We start from the raw sequence: 24,251 nt of genomic DNA, 5'->3' as shown, positions 1-24,251 counted from the left end.
CGGTATGAGTGTTAGGTATAGTGCCGCCAAACCTCGCGCATTTCAACATAAAATCAGCAACTTATAGTGATAACCGCAAGCTAAAGTTATTTATATGTAAGAATGTAAGCATATGTCAACTTATGCGCATTTTTTTCAATTGCAGCTGTAATTAACTGAATATGAACCAACCTCTCATAAGTTATTCAGCATAGCATGTGCATAATTCTCCTAATCAAACACATTGGTATCGGGAGCTTATGATTATGAAACCACTTAGTATTGTTATTATTACTCTTAACGAAGAAAGAAAAATTGCTCGCCTCTTGGATGACTTAAGTCGCCAAACGTTTCAAAACTACGAAGTGATTATTGTTGACTCTAATAGTGACGATCATACTTGTGACGTCGCCGAAAAATATCGTACAGCTCTACCTGAATTGACCATTCATCGTATGGATCGTCGCGGTGTAAGCCTAGGTCGTAATACCGGAGTTAAATTAGCTCAATATGAACGAATCTTGTTTTTAGATGCGGATGTAAGGCTGGATAAAGATTTTCTGGCAAAAGCAATCACAAAACTGACAAAAGAAAAACTTGAAATTGCTGGCATTTACATGGGTTCTAAGAATCTTTCTAAGAGCTATAAAGCTGGCTATGGCCTATTCAATATTGGATTATTTTGCACTCAATTCTTTTTCCCTACAGCTGTCGGGGCCTGCATATTTTCAACTAAGCGCGTTCATGATGAAATTGGCGGCTTTGACGAAGAGATCGTGTTATGTGAAGACTGCCATTATGTTAAAAAAGCCAGCAAAACTTGGCGTTTCAGACTGCTTCCTATGACATTTCAATTCGATCCTCGTCGCCTAGAGCAAGATGGATTGTACAAAACAGGGTTTACTTACCTAAAAGCAAATGTTCGCCGGTTATTTTTCGGCGAAATGAGAAATAACGAAATTGAATACAAATTTGGTCATTACCAACAATCTTAATCTCTCGCAATATTAGGCATCGCTATGTTGGATGAATTGGGCCTATTCCTAGGCTCTTTTTTTGATTCGCTCATTGGACCAAACATTTTTGTACCTGGTGAGCCTTTCTTGATAACAGCAGGTTACCAGTTATACAAAGGAAACAGCCATGCCGTGATTGCTGTATTTTTAGGAGGATTAATAGGAGATCAAATAAGCTTTTTTATTGGTCGACATTATGGTTATTTTGCTCAAAAAAGAGTCTTACGTAGGTTTCCTAGCGCTCGTCGTACAATGGCAAGATGTCGTTTATTAATGAATCGTCACTCATGCAAGGTAATGACTTTTGCTCGTTTACTTGGCCCCGTCGCCTGGTTTGTTCCCTTTATGGCAGGAGTGAATCAAGTTCGTTGGCAGCGATTTTCTTTTTATACTTTTATTGGTTTAGTACTCGGTATAGGGCAGTTTATTGTTTGGGGCTATTTATTAGCCTCTGGCGTCAACCATATCGATTGGTAAACGTATAATAAAACCTCGAAGCTAATTACTTAATTTACGCTCACTTAAGATCCGAGGTTTTATTCACTAGTAGCTTACTGACTCATACTCAAACATGTCAGCAATGTCTTTTATACCTTGTAGTGTGTTTTCTACGTATGACAGGCTTTTATAAACAGACTCCTGCTGCGTAAGTGAGTCTAAACGCTCTCTTAATTTAATTCTCTGGCTAGTAGAGAGATGAGGACTGGCAAGTTGTTTGGTGATCTTGGCTTTCTCGACTGAAATTTTGTGAAGCTCAAGTTCCTTTCCGTATTTCTTTATTTTAATCTCAGCTTGGCTGAAGTCACGTTTAGCCACTTTTAAGCTTCGACGGTATTCCTTCCTGTCGCTTTTGCTTATCTCTTCATCTCGCAACAAGTCTCGATAGCGGTCCATTCGTTCTTCAATATTTTCTCTTTCGGCCTCTGCACTTGCCAAGTTGTGATATGGCCTATAACCAAATAAAAATGCATCAGAAAGGCCAGCTGGACAAACGTAATTGTAAGTTTGATTTAATTGTCCAAGTGATACACCATTTTCATAGGTGCAATAGGCTTTTAGTCCTTCATCTCGGCCTTGATTGTACGCTTTGATATCCATTTTTACCTTATATTCAGAACAGTCCTTCTTATAATCAGCAGCGTAGTTCTTTTTACCGTCTTGACCATCAGCTAACCCAAGTTGATACCAGTCACCAAGCAAGCATTCCTCTTGGCTAATCGAGGCACAGCCTGATAGACTTCCGAGTAAAAAAGTAACCAGCGGCACAATATAATATTTCTGCATAAGATTTAATTCCATATTATTGGTATACCCAAGTAATCTAGAAATACTGAGTATAATCATTAAACTTTTATTCGATATTATACAATGCCGTCTTTTTACTTAAAAATCAAATTTAATCAACAAGTTAAAGATTCAAAAGATAAACATTAATTAATATTTATGAATAAGAAGTATAAACTATTAAAAGTTTAATTTTTATTTTTAGTGAAAGTTCTAGGTATTCAAATAAAATATACCCAAGCACCTTGAGGTCACTTGGGTATATATCCAAATAACCTCAAGATGCTGAAGATGAGTGAACCACTCACCTCATTGAAAGCTTATCATTAGGGGTAGACATCCCTTTTTATTCTAGGCAAATGAATTAAGACGGTTTTTTAGCTAATACGGCATCAATATCGGAGGCTTGGTGACGTTCTGTCACTTTCTCCCAATCTTTACCCCATGTGCGGTTGACGATCGAGCCACGTTGAACTGGTTCACGTTGTTCAATCGCCTTAGCCCAACGCATCACATTAGTATAACTCGCAACGTTGAGAAACTCAGCAGCGTGGTAAAGGCGACCTAAAACAAGATTTCCGTACCAGGTCCATGTTGCGATATCTGCAATACTGTATTCATCACCGGCTAAATATGTATGGTCAGCCAAACGTTTGTCGAGCACATCTAACTGGCGCTTAGCTTCCATCGTAAAGCGATCAATTGGATATTCAAATTTCTCTGGCGCGTAAGCGTAAAAATGGCCAAACCCGCCGCCTAAATAGGGGGCAGAACCCTGAAGCCAGAACAACCAATTCATCGCTTCAACTCGCTTCAAAGGGTTTTTAGGTAAAAAATGGTTAAATTTCTCAGCCAGATACAATAGGATATTGCCGGATTCAAACACATTAACGACTTCTGCTCCTGAGCGGTCAACGAGTGCGGGGATCTTAGAATTTGGGTTGACCGCTACAAAACCAGAACCAAATTGATCGCCATCACCAATTTTAATGAGATGCGCATCGTATTCAGCTTCTTTCACACCAGCCGCTAATAGTTCCTCAAACATAATGGTTACTTTTTGCCCATTGGGTGTCCCCATCGAGTAAAGTTGAAATGGGTGAATACCAATAGGAAGTGTTTGCTCGTGGCGTGCCCCAGAGTCAGGACGGTTCAACGTCGACCCTTGACTGCCATTTGCGCTGTCGTATGCCCATACTTTTGCTGGTATGTATTGATTATCCATTGTTATCCCTTATCTCGTTTGAATATTGTTCGCTCAAAGGTGTTCATGACACTTGGCTAAGAGTCGCGAGGTCTAATTTAGCAAATAAAAAGCTTATACCCAAGCGACCCCAAGATACTTGGTCATAGGTATAATGAAAGTCCACTAACCGACTAACAAAAAGTCACTGTAGGTTTCGAGGACATGAAGCATTTCTTTGATGTCATTTTCATCACGAACAATAGAATAATGATCACCCGAGAGTTGATGGACATGCATTGTGGGTATGAACTCTCGCCACGTGTCTGAGTTAGGGTACCAAGCCATAGGGTTTGTAATACTCGGCGTTGCATGCAAATAAAGTATCTTGCCATGAATGTCTAGTGGTGAAGGAACATAACCATGAATGGCATTTTTAGACATATTTTCCATTGCCAAAAGTCGAGTAAAGTAGTCCGTATTAAGTTCATGAGGGAACAGGCCTAGCCGTTTACCTTCAGCAACAATAAAGTCTAATTGTTCCTCAAATGAACCTTTGTTGTGCAAATCTTTATGATCAATGTCAAGTTTGAACGCATATTTAAAAAACAGACGCATGGTTTCACGAGGATCGTCTTCCTCCGGCTCATACATCACGCCAGTCAACGCATCACGGATCACACCGTACTCAGAATGAGACACTTTATTTTCTGCTTGGGCATGACCAAAAAGATAATCATATTGGTCTTCGAGTGAATCACTGTGGCAACGCAACTCTTTAGCACTGATTTTAGACTGATAGCGTTGTGCGAAGAAACTCGCTAGCCCCTGAGAAATATCGATATTTTCAGGAGAGTGATATCCGTTGGGCATATCAAGTAAAGCGAGTAATGAAATTTTTCGTCCGGTTTTTTCAATTAAACGGGCAACTTCAACTGCGATTGGTGCTCCTGCACAATAACCAAGCAGTGAAATATTCCCTTTTGGCTGCTGAGTCATGATTAATTGGGCATAACGCTCCGCAAAATCTTCGACACTCATGGCTTCTATCTTTTCTCCCGCTTCAGAACCGGGAGCTCTTAATCCAAAAACACGGACATTTTCAGCAAGTTGGTTAACAAGCTTTTGGTAAACTTGAATGTGCCCATCCCCAGGGTGAACCAAAAATAGATTGTCTTTTCCATCAGATGCTTTCATCTCAATAAGTGAATGAATCGATGCTTCAAGAGCTTCTGATGTATGACTATGGAGTTTATTTACTCGTTGCAAACTGTTGTTACCTTGCACTGATGTTTCAATGAGATGGGCAAGTTCTTTTAAAGTCACTCTTTTGATAACAGAATCAATTTTAAGACTGGTTTTAAACTCATGATTTAACCTAGATAACATCGAGTTTACTTGAAGAGAGGTACCACCCAACTCATTAAAAACATCGTGCAAATAAACAGGTGTGTCGAGCGCTAGTGTTTGCTGCCAAAGCTCTGCAATATATGTCTGAACGCGAGTGTGAGGCTTTATTTTGGGCCCATCAGCTTGCTTAGAATTCCGAGCATGACTTTTTATGCTATCAACGTCGAGTTTACCACTCACTTTGACTGGGAATTCTGCAACCCATGCGTAACGCGCTGGCTGCATATACGTCGGCAGTTGCGACGATAAATAATCAGATAAACGGTTCGATATGTACAACGCAAATTTTGCATCCGAAGCAGTATGGTAAGCAGTGAGCGAAGTCGGTACGCCTTGCTTATTCTTTTCAATATCAACATATATATTGATATTCATATCTTTGAATAACTGCTGACAAGCCAACTTTAATTGATTGCTCACCTCATCTGTCACCACAAGTTGGCCTGATATTTTCACTTGATTGTCTCTTCTACCAACAAACTCAAGATCATGTGTTTTGCTAATAGTGACAATATCTCCTGTACGATAAAAGCACTCAATATTATTTGTTATTGGGTCAGGTAAATAAAGGTAACTATTTTGATTTTTCTTTGGGTCTAAATAGACATTTTGTAGACGATTGCTGATAAATAACTCGCCTTGTTCACCGACTCCGCAAAGTTGCCAAAGTTGAGTTTTTGTGTTTTGTCTCATTACTCTAACATCAACACCTCGAATCGGTTTACCCAAATGAGGAGCACTGATTTTGTTAGACGTAGATTGATCGAAAAGTATCGCACTCATGGCCCATATTCCAGTTTCAGAGGGCCCATATCCATTCACGACACGCGAGACTCCCGTCTCAACAAGGTTGTGTAGAAGCACTTCCGTAAATCCTTCTCCAATCAGCATAATTGTCTCTACTGCGGAGAAGATCTTATCTGGTCTATGACGCCTCTTTTGTAGCAAATGTCCCATATGAGAAGGCGTTATAGTGATATGAGAGATCGAGTACTGTCTTACAAAAGTAGCAAATTGCTCAGGGCAAAATAATACGGGATCTTCTAGTAAAACCAAGCAAGCACCGTTGCCTAAAGTAATAAGAATTTCATGGAAAAATGCGTCAAAATTACGCCGAGCTAACTGAGCCACGTTACTCTTGTGATCAATATTGAGCTCTTCGTGCCCTGCTCTGGTCAAATTTGCAAGAGGTAACATCGGGATCACCATCACTTTTGGTTCGCCTGTTGTCCCCGAGCTGCATAACACCAGAGCATTATTTCTCTCACAATTTATGTTAAGCGGCGAAGTCAAAATTTGTTCAATATTAGGTTGATGAGCATTTAATACAAGGGTATTGAAGTTAGAAAAATCCCCCTCTAGATCGGAATATTCCTGATCAAGAATGATGAGATCCGGTTTTATTTGCATCAGTCGTTTACCGTTAACGTCTGCACCTAATTTAGGTTCCAATATATGAACGGCCGCACCGACTTTTAGAGCGGCAATCAGCATCACCGAAATATCTAGATTTGTTCTCGAAGTACACAGAGCAAGAATAATCTGCTCTTTTTCAACTCGATGACTCAGTAGCATGTTATGTAAGTAACGACTGAGCTGATTTGCCTTTAAATCAACTTGTTGATATGTGTAATGTTCTCCAGACGGGTTAACTATTGCTTTATGGTGAGGGAACTCTTTGGCGATGAGTTCAAATTGGTCAATCCAAGGGAGTGCAATATGTTCATTTTTAGCTGATAGTTTTTCAAGATGCAGAGTTGATTTCATTTTTGAGTGAATCCATTCATTCGAAGGTGAAAAATAAGCTCACTTTTTCCATACCCAAGTAGATCGCAATATACTTGGAAACAGCATCTCACTATATCGCTGTTTTAATGAGCGTTACTACAAGAATAAACTTACACAAGACATTATCGTTTTTTTATTTTTACCTTGTTTATGGCTCAATCTTTGCACTCGGCTAGGATAAGGAATGAAAGTGATACTTAAATCAATTACATCACTTGGATTAAAAATGAGGTGCCTCAGTAAGTACCTCACATTAAATGTTTATTTTATTAGTTGGTTATCGCAATAATCTCTAATGCGTGACTCTGAACGAGATCACTTGGGTACAATCACAGAATACTCAAATTTTGCAACATAATCGTTGTACTAAGTGAGATTAACGCAACGCCAGATAGCCTTTCAATCCAGTGGGAAACAGCATAAAGTTTTTTTCTTAGAACAGCCGATGAAAAGAACATCGCCACACACCCAAACCAAAGTAGCTGAACAGAAGATAAAATAACCCCATAGGAAACATATTTTTCTACGGTTAAATCATGATCAATATACTGGCTCAACAAAGCTAAAATAAAGATCACAATTTTGGGATTTAAGACATCGGTAATAAAACCACTCAGAAATGATTTCCATGGCGTAATCCCCTCTTTAGTCGCAGTAACATCAGGATCAACATCCGCTTTCTCTACTCTTAGGCAATTAACTCCCAAATAAAAGAGATATGCTGCTCCAATATAACCAATAACCAGCAGAAAAATAGAAGAATGATCGGTAAACCAACGCAACCCAGGTAACAAATAAGAGGCATGGAAAGCCATTCCCAATGACAACCCTAATGCGGTCGCCAATCCGCATAATCTTGAACCAAAAAGGCTATTACGTACAGTAATCACGAAGCTTGCTCCCGGTACCATGGAACCAAGTAGAGCGATAAAAAATAACGATATCATATTAGTAGTAATTAAAATTAGATTTTATTATAAGATCATGAATAATAAAATAAATTAGCATTGATTACCATTTTGTTTTTGTCTGTGTTAGGGATGCCCAGTAACCTCAAGATGCTGAACTCTGAACGACATCACTGCGCTGTATCTAAATGACCAAATATCAAGTATTACCGTAAAAAACCAATTGAAAATCTGATTTATTATCAAATTATTTTTGACAATTAATCAAATGAGCGGCCGTTTGTTAATTCGAGTAATACCGTTAATATCTACAACATCTAGCCAAGTGACTTCAAGATACTTGGAAATATGACATTATGTCATTCATCGATTTTTAGTTTTGGAGACCATCATGACTCATCCAATCATTACTGATTTAGAACACCGTTACACTGCCAAACGCTACGATCCAAGTAAACGTATTCCTCAACAAGATCTTGAGGTTCTCTATGAAGCGATGCGTCTCTCTGCCTCTTCCATTAACTCACAACCTTGGAAGTTTATTGTTATTGAAAGTGATGAAGCAAAACAACGTATGCACGATACTTTCGCCAACATGCATCAGTTCAATCAACCTCATGTCAAAGCAGCATCGCACATTATTTTATTTGCTCATAAACCTAACTACACACGCAATGACTATGCGAAAGTGGTCGATAAAGGTATTAAAGACGGTCGAACTCCCTTAGAACAACGTGAACAAGCTTTTGGTCCTTTTGCATTTGCAGAGCTAAATACTGATATAAATGGTGATAATTCAGCATGGACAAAAGCTCAAACTTACCTTGCACTGGGTAATACGCTGCATGTCTTGGCACGTTTAGGCATTGACTCAACCACAATGGAAGGCATTGATATCGATTTAGTCAACCAAGAGTTTGAACAAGAGTTAGATGGGTATCAATGTGATGTAGCACTGGCTATTGGATATCATCATCAGCAAGAAGACTACAATGCAAGTTTGCCAAAATCACGTTTGGCACGAGAAAAGATATTAACGGTTTTATAACCTTCTTAGTTAGGGGCATGTTGATGCCCCTTTTATTCATCTATCCAATTTTTCTCAAAATACTTGTACCAACGTGACCTAAAAATGCTTGATTCAGAGCAAGGTTACTATGTGCCCGCTCTTCTATTTAAAGGCTCACTCTCTATTGAAAGACACTCTATTCAAAGTCACTTTTTTCAATCAGCCCTTTATTTGCCAATTGCAACAGAATCTCTTGTGTATTGCGCCTAAAACTGTCCCTGAGTATTCTCATCGCAGGGGTGATCAATTGCCTGCTTGGGCATATTAACCAAAGTTCTGTCGGTGTGGGTTTGAACTCTGGCATCACACTCACGACTCTGCCTGACAGTAAATCAGTCGACATATCCAAACAAGATTTCATTGCTAACCCTTTGCCCTCTATGCACCATCGTCGAACCAAATCGCTGTCATTGGAAGCTCGATTGCCCTTGAGCTTTATTTTGTAATCTTGTTCACCATCGTTAAACCCCCATACATCATGAAGCACATCATGCATTTGATAGAAAAGAGGATTATATGCTGTTAGATCTTTAGGGTGGCAAGGCGTTCCGTACTTTTTTAGATATTCAGGACTGGCACACAAGAGTCTGGGAACATTACACACTTTAAACCCATAGATATTCGAATCCGTCGGGGAGCCATAGCGCAATGCAATATCTACTGAATCGCGGTAAAAATCAACTCGACTATCTCCGACACTGACTCTTAATGAAACTTTAGGGTTGGCTTCCATAAAATCATCAAGCCAACGGCTAGCGAGGTTTCTTCCAAGATCAGATGGAATGGTCATTCTTAACTCACCATCGATAATGTCTAAATCATCGTGCAAGTTTTGTTTTGCTTGTTCAAGTGCCAGTAAGGCCGCTTCACATTGTGGTAAATATCGTTCTCCGGCATGAGAAAGACGAAGGTGACGAGTCGTTCTCACAAATAACTCAACACCCAACGATTTCTCCACTCTTTTAACTGCTGCACTGGCCGTTGCCGCATGCATATCTAAGTGAGTCGCGGCTCCTGTAATACTTCGGCATTCGGCGACTTTAACCACGACTTGAAGATCTTCGAGTAACATTTTATGTCTCCGCCTTTACCTTTTTTAGACTTCCCCATTCTCATTAGCATTGATCTCAGCGTAGATGTGTAGCAAGTCGGTTAACCTTTTCACCCAGGCAAAAACATCAATGGGGGCCTCGGCTAAGATCTTTTCAACTTGTGCACAATGTGCTTCGAGAGTAATCGCTTCTTCTAAGTTAAATGAGATAGCATAAAAGTGCCAAAGCACTAATCGAGTCATCCTCTCACTGTTTTGTTTTGCATTTTCTGATTCATCAAACGCTTGCTGTATCTCGCTTAAAGCGATTGCTGTCATTCGCAGCATGGCATCAAGTCGTGCAGATAACATTCGGTCTTCACTATCCACTTCTTCTTGCTCGAAGGTAAATAGTTCATTCATCACATCTTCTGGAACCATTTTGCTGATCATACGAGCACTGAACTCTTCTAATTCGTGGCGCGGCATAGTTACAAGACATTCGAAGGTGTAATCACGAAGCATAAAATCACTCTACATTAGTTATCAAGGATAGATACCCAAGTAATTTCAAGATGCTTAGGTATATAAATCATTTTAAGGACTATAAACTCAATTACCAATGATTATTTTTATAGGTATCTTGAAGTCACTTGGCTATAGACACTAAATTGTTCGCGGTGAGTGGTTAAAGTGACGCTTAAACTCACGACTGAATTGAGAGGGGCTTGAATAACCTACTCTGCGCGCAGCATCATTAATGCGTAAACCTTCTATTTGGATCAACTCTTTCGCTTTGTTTAATCTTACTTTCTTTAAATATTGCAGAGGTGATTCAAAAGTCACTTTGCGAAAAGCATTGTGAAATGCTGAAATACTCATGTTCGCTTCGTCAGCAAGCAACTGAACCGTAATGGGTTGATCATATTCTTCGTGCACTTTAGAAAGTGCTTTGGCAATTCGTGCATAATGACCATCATGGTGAGCAAGGTCAAAGAGAACGCGTCCCTTTGAACCAATTAATGCTCGATATACAATTTCATTAACCAACGCATCACCAAGTATATCCGCTTCAGTCTTACTGTGGAGTGCTCTCATTAAACGAACAAAACAGTCAGCCATGTGTTCTTCCATCTTCGTAGACTCAAGGCCACTCGAGTTATGTTTATTTCCTTGATCAATTTGGAAATCTTGTTGTTCTAGCTTTTTGACCAACCGTTGTAAACGTTGAGAATCAATACTGATCGACAAACCTAACAGAGGCTCGCCATCAATAGCCAATGCTTCACACTCTAGTGGCATAGGAACGCCAACCACGAGATAATTCCCCGAGGAATAAGTAACAGGCCTCTCTCCAAGATAAATGTTTTTTTGGCCTTGTCCGAGCATAATGATGCCGGATTGGTAAGTAAACGGCTGACGTGGGTTACCAGTACTACTCCTATAGAACCATACATTTTTTACTTCTGTTTCTCTGATTCCCTCGAGCTCCCCCCAGCCTTTAGCTTCAACGTAAGAGTGCATCAACTGAGCAAGTGTATTCATAAAAGTAGACCCATGTAGAAACATTAATTGGTAAAAACAAGGTCAATAATAACGATTTTGTAGGAATAGGCAATTAATAAAGAGAATATGGGCTTCAACAACCCACCAGCTAGGACTAATATGCAAATTAAATAATGACTAAAAAGTCAAAATAATAAGATCCCGTTTATACAAGGAACCAAGCATGCAATTCACCTATGTTAACCCAACGGTTATTCACTTTGGCCAAGGACAGATCGACTCTCTTAGCCAAGCGATTGATAGTAATAAAAAAGTACTTATCATCTATGGAGGTGGGTCGATCAAAAAGAATGGTGTTTATGAGCAAGTTATTGCATCTTTAGGTCACCACTCATGGCTTGAATTTTCAGGTGTAGAAGCCAATCCAACAAAGGAAACATTGGATAAAGCCGTTGCACTCGTTAAAGAAAAGCATATTGATTTCATTGTCGCTGTAGGCGGTGGCTCTGTTATTGACGGCTCAAAGTACGTTGCTGCAGCAGCGAAATATGATGGTGATGGTTGGGATATCCTGACTGGTGTACATCAAGTGACTCAAGCAACACCTCTTGGCGCAGTGCTTACTTTGCCAGCTACCGGTTCTGAGTCCAATATGGGAGCGGTGATCACACGCAAAGCAACTCAGGAAAAACTTGCTTTTATGAGCCCTGAAGTTCAGCCTAAGTTTGCCATCATGGATCCAGACGTAATGAAGTCTCTGCCTGAACGTCAATTGCTCAACGGTCTGGTTGATGCATGGGTACACGTATGCGAGCAATATATTACCCTACCAACCAATGCGATGGTACAAGATGGTTATGCAGAAACACTGCTAAAAAACCTGCTGACACTTGGCGAGCAGTTTGATGAACGCAATAACGATGCTTGGCGTGCAAATCTTATGTGGACAGCCAACCAAGCTCTTAATGGATTGATCGGTGTTGGCCTACCTCAAGATTGGGCGACTCATATGATCGGGCATGAATTTACCGCGCTTTGGCATGTCGACCACGCATGTTCACTCGCTATTGTTCAGCCATCACTACTGAGAAACCAAATTGAAGCTAAGCGCAATAAATTGGAGCAAATGGGCCGTAATGTATTTGGCTTGAATGATAGCTCAGACTTAGCTGAACGTACTATTGATGCGATTGAAAATTTCTACCAGAGCTTGAATGTCGCCACACAATTTTCTGATTACGAAGGAACAAAAGCACAAGCGATTGAACAAGTTGTGGCTCAATTAGATTCACACGGCTATACACAACTAGGTGAAAACCAAGCAATTACACTTGAGAAAACGCGTGAGATCTTAGAGTCTGCAATCGCGTAGCGATTAAATTCATTACTTCAGGATGAATGACTTCAACACTTAAATAACTCAAGATTCCCCCATACCCAAGTAACCTCAGGCTACTTGGGTATATTTTCAATAAAATAAAAGAATTCCTACTTTCATGCTTGTAATCAAAATTAAATATGTTAAATTTTGATTTCGCTTGTTCACAAACAAGTGATAAATCTTAACCCTTGCGTAATATCCCTCTCGATTATGCGTTATTTCATGTATACCCAAGTAACCTCAATCTACTTGCGTATAAAAATCTATTCAGAACCGACTGTTCGCCCTACTCGTTTAGTCATGTTTATACCTAAGTAACTTCAGGTACTCGGGTATACCCAAGTGACCTCAGTGCTTGGGTATATTACTCAAAAATTATTATTGGATTAACTATGTTTCCTATTTCCCATACTGGAAAGTGGTTTCGATTTTTGATGGTGTTTATATTCCTTGGTGCAGCAATGGAAACTGACATTTATCTACCGACTTTCCCAGACATACTCAAAGATTTCAATACCGATGCAGTGATGGTACAGCGCATTTTAAGTTATAACTTTATCGGTATTTGTGTCGGTTCATTGCTTTATGGACCATTATCTGATCACTTTGGCCGCCGTAAAGTATTGATGTTTGGATTCAGTATTTTTCTCATCGCCAGTTTTGGTTGCATTTTCGCTGACAATATTGAACAACTTCTTGCTTTTCGACTCTTACAGGGCTTTGGAAGTTCGGCGTGCGTAATCGTTGGGACAGCGATGATCTTTGACCTATTCGAGAAAGAGTCTGCCGCCAAGCTTATCGCTGATTTGAATACACTCGTTGTGAGTTTAATGGCTTTCGCACCTTTGATTGGGGGCTGGATAAGCCTAAATTTTGGTTACCGCACTAACTTTATTTTTATCGCAGTCCTCGTCTTTATCTCTGCAATAAAGTGTTTCTTATTCTTACCGGAGTCCCTTAGCCAGACGAAAAGAAAAAAGCTAGCACCTAAGCGAATCGCCACTGATTATCGGACAGTGTTATCATCGCCTTTATTTTGGTACAACACTCTTATAACCAGTTTGATCCTTGCCGCTTACATGATTTACGTATCGAATATGTCTTTACTGTACATCGAACATTTAAGTGTCAAACCCGATGTTTTTCCATTCTATCAAATGGCAACCTTGGGTACATTTGTATTGGTCAACTTAAACAACTCGCGCTTAATAGATAGATTTGGCGTTGATAAATTAAAAAATACTGGTCTCAGCTTAATATTTGCGAGTACAACCATATTTGCTTTGGCTCCAGAGACATTACTGAACTCACCTTTGTTTTTAACCAGTGTCATGTGTTTATTTTCAGTCGGAGCAGGATTGTCTATCGGTTTGTTCTTCGCTAAATCGATGCAGATATTTCCGGATCTAACTGGCATCGCAGCATCGTTAGTCACTGCATTAAGGCTGTTGATTGTTTCTGCTGCTATTGATTTAGGAAGTAATGCTTATCAAGGAACCTCGGAATCCGTGTTCAACGTGATGATAGGAGTGGTCCTTGCCCTTGCAGGAATAAGAGTGATGCATAAATTAGTCGAGCGTTACAAAGGGTCTGACGCATAGAGGTGTGTATCCAAATGACCTAAAGATACTCGGGTATGGGTGAATATTGGATAAGGAGATAAATGTTACCACTTATCCAATCCACCTCAGTACAAAAGCGAGTAGTAATGCCCTGTGAAGTTTGTCTGATTAACAGGGTTACAACAATATAGAGCCCAATTTCAGTAGAGCTTATGATTCCCAATTGGAACTTCTAACGTGTTTGCTGTTTCTCGAGTTGGTTGACCAACCATCTCGTCATAAGCACTACTCTGACGTAAAACATGAGAATTGGCTTTCAAATGGCGGCAGCGCTTTTGCACGGCTAAAATCGAATGTTCACGTAAAAGCTGACCTGAATCATCGATAATCATTGATTCTTGGCCATCGATCACGACTGAAGCTTGATACAGCGCTAAATCGATTGAATGGATAACCAACTTGTCGATATAAAAGTACTTCTCTAGTTTACTCAGTGCTATCGCCATATTTCCTTTCCCTTTCAAATGAAGATACCCCAATGACCTTAAGACACTTGGGTGTGTACTTTTGTATACCCATAAACAATGAAAGCCGATCAAGGATTGGTGTTTTTTTCGTTCGATTACGTATATACCCAGTACACCCAAAGTATCGTTTTCATAAAACGGCTTTTACCTGCGTATCACATGGGTGCACATAAGTTTCCATAAAGGTTAAATCTAAAGTTTGTTGAGTTTCTGGGGTGTAAGCTTTAAATGAAAGAAATCAATGTGGTATGGCTAAAACGAGACTTGAGGCTCACTGATCATGCTCCCTTATACAACTCGCTTATTTCCAAACACCCTACCGTGTTGTTATACATCGTCGAGCCAATTCTGATTGAAAATCCACACAATTCACTTCGTCATTGGCGTTTTATCTGGCAATCCATACAAGACTTAAACCTTGCATTACTAGACTACGATAGTCGTGTTTCGGTTTTGTTCGGTGATGCACGCTCTTGCTTCCAGGCCATTCAGTCTCAATACAAAATCAATGCTGTTTTTTCTCATCAAGAAATCGGGTTAAATTGTACTTTTGACCGAGATAGAGAAATGTCAACTTGGTTCAATTCAAACCAAATAGATTGGTATGAATTTCAGCAAGGAGCAGTACTAAGAGGAGTAAAAAACCGCTTAGATTGGGATAAAAACTGGCAAAAGTTTATGCGCGCTCCGCTTTGTAATACGGTTCTCAACGCTAGCTCTCTTCATTATTTAGAGCCAGACGAATTTGGCTTAGCCTTTGCTCCCCCAGCAAACTGGCTTGTGAAGATCAGAGGAATGCAAACTGGTGGAAGTAGACTGGCTTGGCAAACGCTTGAAGACTTTTTTACGCGTAGAGGTAAAAAGTACTATTGCAGTATTTCAAGCCCTTCCGAGTCGAGAACGGCATGCACTCGTCTTTCTCCTTATTTGGCTTGGGGCAACATTTCACTACGAGAAGTTTATCAATACCTATTGCAAAATTGGCAAACAGCAGGATTTAGACGTAGCTTAATCGCTTTATCTTCTCGGCTACATTGGCATTGTCATTTTATTCAGAAGTTTGAGAGTGAAAGTGACATGGAGTTTCGATGTATCAATCAAGCATACGAACCATTACTCAATAATTCTTGTATCAAGGACTCGAAAAAACTCTTTGCTTGGAAATCTGGTAATACAGGAATTCCACTTATAGATGCTTGTATGCGCTGCCTTGATCATACCGGTTATCTCAATTTTCGCATGCGTGCAATGTTAGTCAGCTTTTTAACTCATCACATGAACATGGATTGGCGAGATGGCGTCACTCACCTAGCTCAGCTGTTTCTCGACTTTGAACCCGGCATTCATTACCCACAATTTCAAATGCAAGCGGGGATCACAGGAACCAATACCATTCGAATTTACAACCCAACCAAGCAGGCACAGGAGCATGATGCTGAAGGGAAATTTATCCATAAATGGCTGCCAGAACTCGCTTTGGTCCCCATTCCACTTTTGTTCGAACCATGGAAGATGACCTCTATGGAAGCCATCATGTATGAACTTGATCAAGATTCACCGTACTTAAAGCCGATTATCTCATTAGACGATTGCGCCAAAAGTGCCCGCGATAGACTTTGGCGTTGGAAAAAACGTCAGGATGTCAGATCAGAGGGAAAACGAATTTTATTGACCCATGTTCGACCAACAAAACAGAAACAGAAACAGAAACAGAAAGAATCTTAAACAAATCAGCTAGCCTAAAACAAAAAATAAGAGACCACTATGACTCAAAAGAAAATTTCTCACAAAGACATTCAAGCGATGGAAACCCGCCACCGCGCTCGTCTTATCAATTCTCTATCAGGATATAAAAGCGCAAACTTAATCGGGACACGAGATGAGCAAGGACAAGAGAACCTTGCCATTGTCAGTTCCGTTGTTCACCTCGGTTCTAATCCACCTCTACTTGGTTTCATTGTGCGCCCCAGAAAGAGCCGCCGTCATACACTTGAGAATATTTTAGATACTCATTATTTCACGATTAATGCAATCAATAGAGATTTCATCAAGCAAGCCCACCAAACATCAGCGCGTTATGCGAAGGATATTTCAGAATTTGAAAGTGTAGGCCTTACCCCCTACTATCAAGATAACTTTTCTGCTCCCTTTGTTCTTGAAAGTAACTTAAGGATTGGCCTAGCTTTAAAAGAGCACATTATTATAAATAGCAATCAAACCGAGATGTTAATCGGAGAAATTCAAACAATTAGCCTTCCTGAACAAGCAATGATGCCAGATGGACATCTTGATCTCAGCCTATTGGACATTGTTTCTATTTCTGGTCTGGACAGTTATCACACTCCACAAAAAATACACCGTTTAAGCTACGCAAAGCCTGACCAACCCATATCAATACTCACAACAGAAGGTGAAATGTCTGATTAAAAATTATTACATTGCTAGTAAGTTAATTCATTTCCAAGGCAAATTTAACAAAACACCATACATTTGACTGGTGAATGTGAATTTGATAAATTCATTGATTAGATTTTAGGAGTCATTTTCATGTTTAAAAAATCAGCAGCAATCGCTTGTTTATTGCTTTCATCATCTCATGCACTCGCAGCAAGCCATCAAATTGGTTATGGTCTTGGGGGTGCAACGATTGAATCCAATAAAGATGATGATATTGGGTTTGGTCAAACGTTCAATTATGCTTATCAATTTCATCCTAACTTTTCAGCTGAAATTGGCCGTATGGCTTCAAAAGGTGTTTTAACCACGGCTTTATCAACCACACTGTCCGATGAAGAACAATCCATAGAATATAACTCAACTTATTTGGGCCTCAAAGCCAACTACTACCCTGTTAACTTTTTTAATATTTATGGAATAGGTGGGGCAAACTACTCTGAGTTAGATAGAACAATTAAGAATAAAAACACAGGGTTCAGCAAAAAAACTTCGGATGACAGCATCCATGCTTATTTTGGTGCCGGTGCTGAATTTGTCTTATTTCAGCATGTAGGAATTGGCTTGGAATATCGCCGTTTCATGCTAGCTAAAGATTTTCAATCAGACTCTGTCTCTGCTCAAGTCAACTATAAGTTTTAAAAACTTAAATTCATAGCATGCCACCTTATATACTAACTAATGCAAAAGTTAGCTCAGTGACGTAACTCTGAATCAAGCACCTTGAGGTAACTTGGGTACACATAGTGCCTTCAAGGTGCTCTTTCAGCGAAATAACCTTAAGTCTCAGGTGCAACAACGATTCGTAGACATAGGTGCTTCATTAAGCATTGTTAACAAAGTCGTACTAAAGCCCTATCTTCTAAACCTATGAGAAATAAGCCATAAACATAACAAATCTAAGCCTTGCAAAACCATCAATAAAGCTAATGATAGAGTTGTGATTTAAATCCGAATTCTTAAATAACCGTTAATATTACTAGTAATTTGGTTTTTATACCTAAAGGAACACGTCATCGAAAGGCATACAATCATTGATAAATTTATTATTAAGGATTGTATTGAATGTTATCACCATGGGATAAAAGCCGAAAAACAACGAATGCAGCCTATAAACCAATTGCAGATGAATGCTCTCCATCCATAACCGCAGAATCACCGATTAAAGAGTTTGTACAACCTGATGCTATGTTTGCAATCAATATCAAGTTGTATTGTAACGCAGAAGCGACACACCATCTCAAAACAGGCGAATGGTTATTAGGTAAAACCGAAGCGGAAGCCTCAACTTCTGCTTGGAAAATAGAAGAGACGAACGAGAATAGCTGTATATTAACCACTCAATGTTCAGTATCTGAGCCCAAAAAACTGCATCATAATGCCTTCATAAACAGTGGTCATTCACAAACCTACAACGTTACTCCCAACCCAAAGCAAAGTAACAAGATCAATGCAGAGTTTATTCCCATTAAGTTAGCTGTTCAAATAACCCCGAACTTACTTGCATGGCCAACCGAAGGTTACTTTTATCATTTTGTCGATGCCGAACTTCTCCGAGAATACAAAATTCTTGGTAAGAATCGATACGCTTACCAAATAACGTTATCAAATAAACAATTTTTAACCGATGAACTGCTCTCTGAACATCACTACAGCAGTATGATTATACCTTATAAAGTTGAGCAGTCACTTTGCGATAATCAACACTTACTTTACACTGCAGAAAAGCTAAGTTCTTCTCAGCTAAATGACATCAATAAATCGTGGTTAGACGATAATGCAACAAGCTTAGATTTAGAACATATTGTGGCCATAGCAACAGCAAAAGGCAGCCCAGTTAGGCGAAGGCCTGTTGAACAAGAACCTCAAGAGCCATTAATTAAAGATTATAAAATTGGTGGCGTGTATCCTTTTTCAAGCATATGGGGACAATATACAACCCCAATTACTGCAGATAACGCAACACATATTCATTATGCGGCTCTCCCAGCTCAACTTCCCATCATCAATATCACAACGTTAACCATAGTCCAAAAAAATCGAATCTTTGTCGGTGATGAACGTGAAATTGCAGGGGCGATTGACTCTCCAGACCCCCATTTCCCCATAGAAACAATCAGTGCGACGGGAAAACGAATCATGCCTTCAGAACTTCTTGGAGAGAGCCTGGCCGCACAAGCTGTCAGTGTTGATTTGATCAATCGTCAATTGATGACACTCAACTCAAATACAATGAAAGAAGTTCAGGAAAGTGGAGAGTTGGTGTTCACTGGTATGCAGTATCAACACGCCCATGGTACGTTAGGGGCAATTCGTATCGTGGATGTACCTGCCGGAGAGAAACCTGAAAAGTTAACCTGTCAGATGGCTTATTGGGTTGCGCAAGGTAAATTTTTGAACGTCCCTAAACATCCTGATCCACATCGTGACCATTTATACATTTTCACCCCAAGCTTTAGTGGTTGTTCTTTCGTTGTTGATGACTGGGATGACAAACATATTAGGGTTTATCATGTTGAAGGCAGTAGAGAAGATAAACAGTATAATCATGTCAAAGTGCATGGTAATGGGCTTATTAACTACATGAGCTTTCTCGACTACGGTTTTTACCAAGAAGGGGAAACAACGTTCAAAAATACAACTGGCTTTGCTTTTATGCAATACAATACTGAGATTAAAAAGTGGGAAATTCACTATCAAAAACAAGAACACGCCCAAATGATAGAACGCTATCAAACGCATGCCAAATCTTTTTTCTCGTCAGAAAAACACACCGCACAAATCAGAATGTCAAAAGACTCTAAGATTGTTGGGACAGGTAAAATTGTCATTGAACGCTAAATGTATACCCATTTAAAAAAATGTATGATGAGATGCAGGGCAGACAAAGCGACAGTGTCAAAAAATCGCAAAGCCTGCCTTCTTTTCGAGCACACTAGCACAAGGTTACTTGAGAAGATTGATTGACTATTACTGACAGAAGGTTTTAATGTAAAGCGCTTCTACTTTATCTCTTGCCCACGGAGTCCGGCGCAAAAACTTTAATGAGGATTTAATCGATGGCTCATTGTAAAAACAGTTGATTTGGATTTCAGCATCAAGCCCTTCCCAGCCATAATGTTCTTGTAAACGTACAAGAATTTTCTCTAAGGTTAAACCATGTAATGGATTATTTGGTTGCTTTTGACTCACTTTGCTGCTCTCTATGATGTCTTTCAGAAGTAAATTGTATCAGACAAAGCATTTTATAGGTTGCCTTTTTCTTAAAATTAAAGCCGCTTTCTCCATTGATTAAAGGCTTTATCTCTAAGCAACCCAACAATAAAATCGTGATTTAAATCACATAGATAAAAAACAATCATAATCACTTTGCATGGCAGTTTAATCACTATACTTACCCAAACATTCATTTAACCCTCAAAACATTTATTTAATTGAGATTTTATGCTTTTTATCTAAATTGAACTAGCATCAGTTTTATTTATAAGCCAAACCAAAGATATTAGTATTGCGAATATTATCAATCATATGGTTAAGGTAACATGAAGCTAAAAACACTATTATTATGTATTTTCCCTTTAACAAGTCATTTATGTTTTGCCGAAGCAACTGAACATTCACCTGTAGTAGAAACAGTATATTATAATCAAGTTGATCCTAAATTTCATGATTCTCTTTATTTATTCCAACTATTTCTATCACGAGAGTGCATCAACTACAAAACCGATTATGAAACTTGCCATAAATACCTAAAAAGTAAAAATGAAAGCACTACTCGTGCTTGGTATCGAGAAAACGACCCTGTAAAAAAACAATATTTATTTATTAAAGAAGATATTCTTTTAAACACAAGAATTATTCTTCACGATATCCATTTTGGAAGTGGTAAGATGATCAGCCCGATTATCGAAGATACAAAGAGTATTATAGATAAAGAGCTAAAAGAACGAGTAGAAAAAGTTATTTCTTCTGAGTTAAATGAAAATGGAGGCAAAACAGGGGTTGATTTTTCTGGCTCATATCAAGAGTTAGCAAAAAAATATATGCAATCCATCGATAAATTTCGCACTAAAAAGAATATGGACTATGCTTATAATCTACAGAATGTTCTAACAAAAAAAGAAAAAATATATTACCAAAAACTGTTATTCACGGTTAAATATTTGGAGAAAAAACTATTTAGGAGCCCTACTGAACAAGCATTAGAAAACTATATAAAGTCAATAATAAAAGATATAGCTCAATGTGAAACTTGTACAACCAACCTCATAATAGAGAAAAGCATCAACGGCAGATTGGTTTATCAAGATATAACAATAATGGATATAATCCTGTTTGGGTTTTCTACTCTTACTTCTGGCACAGAACGAATTGAAGTTACCTACCCATATGAATATACGATAAAGAATGAGAATGATTTTTCTGTTACAGATTTTATTCATGCACTCAGACTGTTTGTAATGCAAAATGAAGCGAAGTTTTTTGTTCCATTAGATAAACTACAATCAGCAACAAAGCCAAATAACATCGATACAAAGTCATGGAGGTTGATGAAGCAAAGTATATCGAATAAAAATGAACTAAATCAGACTATTTGGGAAGTCGGTGCAATTCCCAATTTACGCGATCTCTATAATTCCATCATTGATGTAACAACAGGCCAAACACAAGTGACTTTCTTGAAAGAGTCCTCAAAAGCCATGAGTAGAGCTGTCACAACGAATTTCAAGCTGGCTAATATTGGTAATACAATCAACATTGCAAGTGCTGTTGGCCTTACGGTAAAACATCTACCTAAGCTTATTTTTGGTGAATCATTTCGCTATTTATGCTATGGAGATGAATTTGAAGGAAGTGGATTCACTAAAGGTATAAGTTTAGAGGAATTATGTATTTATGTCCCCAACTTTAGGTCCAGTACATTTCCGATCAGTATCAGCTCACAATTAAATGATTCAGACAATAAAGCTTATAGGATAATTCTTGTGCACGATAGTGGTGCTATTATCCACAATACAACAGTTTCAATTAAACAAGAGTTAACACTGAAAAGATCAGCCCTATTTGACGAAGACATAACTCACTACACATTAAAGATTTTTAATCAAGATAACAAGGTCATTGAATTCCAACTCAATGAAGCCATGTTTAAAAGAAGTTATGGCGGCGTAGTTAAAGGCAACGCGTTCTATTTTGTTAAAGAAATTTTTGATAACCATAAACCGGAATTCGTAAACGGTATGAGAGCATCAAAAGTTTGTGGTCTCCAGCGAATAGGATCCGGAATCAAAGATAGTGATTTCTTTTATTCATGTTTAGAAGACAAGTATTACCCTTATGCCATTCCTGCTTACTATTTAGACAATATGCATGTTGTGGATTATTATGACATCAATTAAAGATGCCTGATTAAAATTTCCATCCACAAGTATTGCCTAAACAACAACGGCGTTAATAAGCTTTTGCTCTTAACGCCGTTTAACTATAAATAACCTAAAGATGCTGCGTTCAGCGAGATGACCTCGCTCTGAATCAAGCATCTTGAGGTCACTTGGGTATATACTCGCTAAAGATATATACCTGCTAAATAAATACCTCCGCTAAAATCACGCTTCATAATTTTTTAATAGTGTTTTTAAGATCTGATTAAACTCTGTTATTTCAGTTTTGCTCAAAGCACTGATAAGTTGATGTTGCAGCTGAAGATGGTGTTCAAGCATGGTGTTGATCAACTCTAAACCTTGGGCAGTCAGTTCGACAGTCACACTTCGACGATCGTCTCTGCTATGCTCTCTCACAATCAGGCCTTTTTTCTCCAATTTATCAAGACGATTGGTCATTGCCCCTGATGTTAGCATTAATGAACCAAGCAACCCCGATGGCGTCAATCTGTATGGTGCACCGCTTCGCCTTAATGTTGCAAGTACATCAAACTCACCTAATTTTAGGCCGTATTGTTTATGTAATTCGCCAACATGAGTTTCCATGTGCTTCACAATTCTCATCAAGCGCCCCATGACCGCCATGGGCTCTGTATCTAGCTCTGGTCGTTCTTGTGACCATTGACTGATTGCTCTTTCAACCGCGTCCATATAAAGGATCGCCTCCAACAGCTTTTTCATTCAGAAAGATATCTTAGCATAATGATACTTTACAGTAACCAGACACTAAGGTATCTTTGCGAAAACTATCTCAATATAAAGATACTTTACATGAATATTATTTTTGCTATGCTGCCCGCTTTTTGTTGGGGGACTACGTATGCTGTAACACAATATACACTCGCAGAGTGGCCACCACTGCTGCTGGGAGCGCTTCGCTCTTTACCCGCTGGCCTTATACTTCTCGCCATAAAACCAACGTTACCAGAAAGAAAAGATTGGAAGGTATTAACTGTGCTTGGCACTCTTAATATAGCAATGTTTTTTGGACTCATATTTGTTATGGCGTTAACTTTACCATCAGCGATTTCTGGCGTGGGGATGATATCTGTCCCTGTCTTTGCCATGCTTTTTAGTTGGCTTTTCCACCAACGGAAACCTTCTCAGAGTCAAGTGCTATGCGGTTCAGCTTTAATCCTACTGGCTTGGTTGTTATTTAACCCCAGTTCAATGAATTTAAACCCTGTAGGTTTGATCGCGATGCTTTCTGCAATCATGTGTATCGTAATAGGAAGCACGGTAACCAAGACTCTAGGTTCTCGAATTCATTGGTGGACTGTTTTGACGTGGCAACTTATTTTAGGTGGCGTCGTTCTTTCCCTTGCCACTTGCCTGTCTGCATTTTTACAACCACAGCCTTATTTAGATGCTGTGAGTCATATTTCTTTACGAAACCTAGTCGGCTTACTTTGGGTCATTTTACTCAACACCGTCTTCGCCTATAGTGTCTATGTTTGGTTGTTACAAAGAATGAGCGTGGTGGATTTTACCTTTGGAGGCGTCGCCAATCCGCTTGCGGGAATCGTCGCTGGATATGTGTTGCTCGATGAAAACTTTACTCTGCTTCAGTACGGGTTCATGTTTGGTATGATCATCATGTCTTTGCTACCACAAGTTCTGTTACTGATTAAGCAAAGACGTAATCATTAACATCAACTTGTCTATATACCCAAGTGAACTCAAGGTGTTTGTTTCAGAAAGAGGTTACTTGGG

General features: G+C 39.1%; 21 protein-coding genes. 11 read left to right on the top strand and 10 right to left on the bottom strand.

The features are described from left to right. The first annotated feature begins 245 nt into the window (after nucleotides 1–245). Nucleotides 246–974: a glycosyltransferase family 2 protein gene (locus BS333_RS16690; RefSeq protein WP_021709849.1), complete on the top strand. Its 729-nt coding sequence runs from the start codon at nucleotides 246–248 to the stop codon at nucleotides 972–974. 24 nt (nucleotides 975–998) lie between these two features. Further along, complete coding sequence (locus tag BS333_RS16685) at nucleotides 999–1,472, top strand: DedA family protein (RefSeq protein WP_021709848.1); 474 nt, start codon at nucleotides 999–1,001, stop codon at nucleotides 1,470–1,472. A 66-nt stretch (nucleotides 1,473–1,538) separates the two neighbouring features. Here BS333_RS16685 and BS333_RS16680 read toward each other — a convergent pair whose 3' ends face one another. The 4 genes from BS333_RS16680 to BS333_RS16665 form a co-directional block, all read right to left on the bottom strand. Then, nucleotides 1,539–2,279: a DUF2799 domain-containing protein gene (locus tag BS333_RS16680; protein WP_021709847.1), complete on the bottom strand. Its 741-nt coding sequence runs from the start codon at nucleotides 2,277–2,279 to the stop codon at nucleotides 1,539–1,541. Between the two features lie 364 nt (nucleotides 2,280–2,643). Continuing rightward, nucleotides 2,644–3,504 carry a glutathione-dependent disulfide-bond oxidoreductase gene (yghU, locus tag BS333_RS16675; RefSeq protein WP_021709846.1) on the bottom strand — a complete coding sequence of 287 codons (861 nt, stop codon included), beginning with the start codon at nucleotides 3,502–3,504 and terminating at the stop codon, nucleotides 2,644–2,646. Between the two features lie 144 nt (nucleotides 3,505–3,648). Continuing rightward, on the bottom strand, nucleotides 3,649–6,639 hold the full coding sequence (locus tag BS333_RS16670; protein ID WP_021709845.1) for a non-ribosomal peptide synthetase: 2,991 nt from the start codon (nucleotides 6,637–6,639) through the stop codon (nucleotides 3,649–3,651). 350 nt (nucleotides 6,640–6,989) lie between these two features. Beyond that, nucleotides 6,990–7,571, bottom strand: coding sequence for a LysE family transporter (locus BS333_RS16665; RefSeq protein WP_255209437.1), 582 nt, complete (start codon nucleotides 7,569–7,571; stop codon nucleotides 6,990–6,992). Between the two features lie 388 nt (nucleotides 7,572–7,959). On the opposite strand from BS333_RS16665, the gene BS333_RS16660 reads away from it, so the two are divergent. Next, on the top strand, nucleotides 7,960–8,616 hold the full coding sequence (locus BS333_RS16660; RefSeq protein WP_021709843.1) for a nitroreductase family protein: 657 nt from the start codon (nucleotides 7,960–7,962) through the stop codon (nucleotides 8,614–8,616). A gap of 157 nt (nucleotides 8,617–8,773) precedes the next feature. On the opposite strand, the gene BS333_RS16655 is transcribed toward BS333_RS16660, so the two are convergent. The 3 genes from BS333_RS16655 to BS333_RS16645 form a co-directional block, all read right to left on the bottom strand. After that, entirely contained in the window at nucleotides 8,774–9,709 is a 936-nt protein-coding gene (locus BS333_RS16655) for a LysR family transcriptional regulator (RefSeq protein WP_021709842.1), read from the bottom strand. Nucleotides 9,710–9,733: 24 nt separating this feature from the next. Continuing rightward, on the bottom strand, nucleotides 9,734–10,192 hold the full coding sequence (locus tag BS333_RS16650; RefSeq protein ID WP_021709841.1) for a hypothetical protein: 459 nt from the start codon (nucleotides 10,190–10,192) through the stop codon (nucleotides 9,734–9,736). Between the two features lie 141 nt (nucleotides 10,193–10,333). Continuing rightward, nucleotides 10,334–11,212 (bottom strand): AraC family transcriptional regulator, encoded by an 879-nt coding sequence (locus BS333_RS16645; RefSeq protein WP_021709840.1) that lies wholly within the window; start codon nucleotides 11,210–11,212, stop codon nucleotides 10,334–10,336. A gap of 184 nt (nucleotides 11,213–11,396) precedes the next feature. Here BS333_RS16645 and BS333_RS16640 point away from each other — a divergent pair, with 184 nt between their 5' ends. After that, complete coding sequence (locus BS333_RS16640) at nucleotides 11,397–12,545, top strand: iron-containing alcohol dehydrogenase (protein WP_021709839.1); 1,149 nt, start codon at nucleotides 11,397–11,399, stop codon at nucleotides 12,543–12,545. A gap of 401 nt (nucleotides 12,546–12,946) precedes the next feature. Continuing rightward, entirely contained in the window at nucleotides 12,947–14,155 is a 1,209-nt protein-coding gene (locus BS333_RS16635) for a multidrug effflux MFS transporter (RefSeq protein ID WP_472579708.1), read from the top strand. A 161-nt stretch (nucleotides 14,156–14,316) separates the two neighbouring features. Here BS333_RS16635 and BS333_RS16630 read toward each other — a convergent pair whose 3' ends face one another. Further along, nucleotides 14,317–14,622, bottom strand: coding sequence for a DUF6482 family protein (locus BS333_RS16630; protein ID WP_021709837.1), 306 nt, complete (start codon nucleotides 14,620–14,622; stop codon nucleotides 14,317–14,319). Nucleotides 14,623–14,871: 249 nt separating this feature from the next. Between BS333_RS16630 and BS333_RS16625 the strand changes: the two genes are divergently transcribed. From BS333_RS16625 to BS333_RS16610, 4 genes are all read left to right on the top strand, one after another. Next, complete coding sequence (locus tag BS333_RS16625; protein ID WP_021709836.1) at nucleotides 14,872–16,368, top strand: cryptochrome/deoxyribodipyrimidine photo-lyase family protein; 1,497 nt, start codon at nucleotides 14,872–14,874, stop codon at nucleotides 16,366–16,368. A gap of 39 nt (nucleotides 16,369–16,407) precedes the next feature. Beyond that, complete coding sequence (locus BS333_RS16620) at nucleotides 16,408–17,070, top strand: flavin reductase family protein (RefSeq protein ID WP_021709835.1); 663 nt, start codon at nucleotides 16,408–16,410, stop codon at nucleotides 17,068–17,070. A gap of 120 nt (nucleotides 17,071–17,190) precedes the next feature. After that, nucleotides 17,191–17,739, top strand: coding sequence for a porin family protein (locus tag BS333_RS16615; RefSeq protein ID WP_021709834.1), 549 nt, complete (start codon nucleotides 17,191–17,193; stop codon nucleotides 17,737–17,739). 423 nt (nucleotides 17,740–18,162) lie between these two features. Continuing rightward, on the top strand, nucleotides 18,163–19,938 hold the full coding sequence (locus BS333_RS16610) for a hypothetical protein (RefSeq protein WP_021709833.1): 1,776 nt from the start codon (nucleotides 18,163–18,165) through the stop codon (nucleotides 19,936–19,938). A gap of 129 nt (nucleotides 19,939–20,067) precedes the next feature. On the opposite strand, the gene BS333_RS16605 is transcribed toward BS333_RS16610, so the two are convergent. Then, entirely contained in the window at nucleotides 20,068–20,289 is a 222-nt protein-coding gene (locus tag BS333_RS16605; protein ID WP_021709832.1) for a VF530 family protein, read from the bottom strand. Between the two features lie 350 nt (nucleotides 20,290–20,639). Here BS333_RS16605 and BS333_RS16600 point away from each other — a divergent pair, with 350 nt between their 5' ends. Further along, on the top strand, nucleotides 20,640–22,496 hold the full coding sequence (locus BS333_RS16600; protein ID WP_021709831.1) for a hypothetical protein: 1,857 nt from the start codon (nucleotides 20,640–20,642) through the stop codon (nucleotides 22,494–22,496). 207 nt (nucleotides 22,497–22,703) lie between these two features. Here BS333_RS16600 and BS333_RS16595 read toward each other — a convergent pair whose 3' ends face one another. Continuing rightward, nucleotides 22,704–23,189, bottom strand: a complete 486-nt coding sequence (locus tag BS333_RS16595; RefSeq protein ID WP_021709830.1) for a MarR family winged helix-turn-helix transcriptional regulator — start codon at nucleotides 23,187–23,189, stop codon at nucleotides 22,704–22,706. A gap of 120 nt (nucleotides 23,190–23,309) precedes the next feature. Between BS333_RS16595 and BS333_RS16590 the strand changes: the two genes are divergently transcribed. Then, the gene (locus BS333_RS16590; protein ID WP_021709829.1) at nucleotides 23,310–24,188 is read left to right on the top strand and encodes a DMT family transporter; all 879 of its coding nucleotides are present in this window, start codon (nucleotides 23,310–23,312) and stop codon (nucleotides 24,186–24,188) included. Nucleotides 24,189–24,251 lie beyond the last annotated feature (63 nt).

This window comes from Vibrio azureus (assembly GCF_002849855.1).
Classification (GTDB): Bacteria; Pseudomonadota; Gammaproteobacteria; order Enterobacterales; family Vibrionaceae; genus Vibrio; species Vibrio azureus.
The sequence above is the reverse complement of the archived record's forward strand: the minus strand, read 5'-3'. Positions and strand labels throughout refer to the sequence as shown.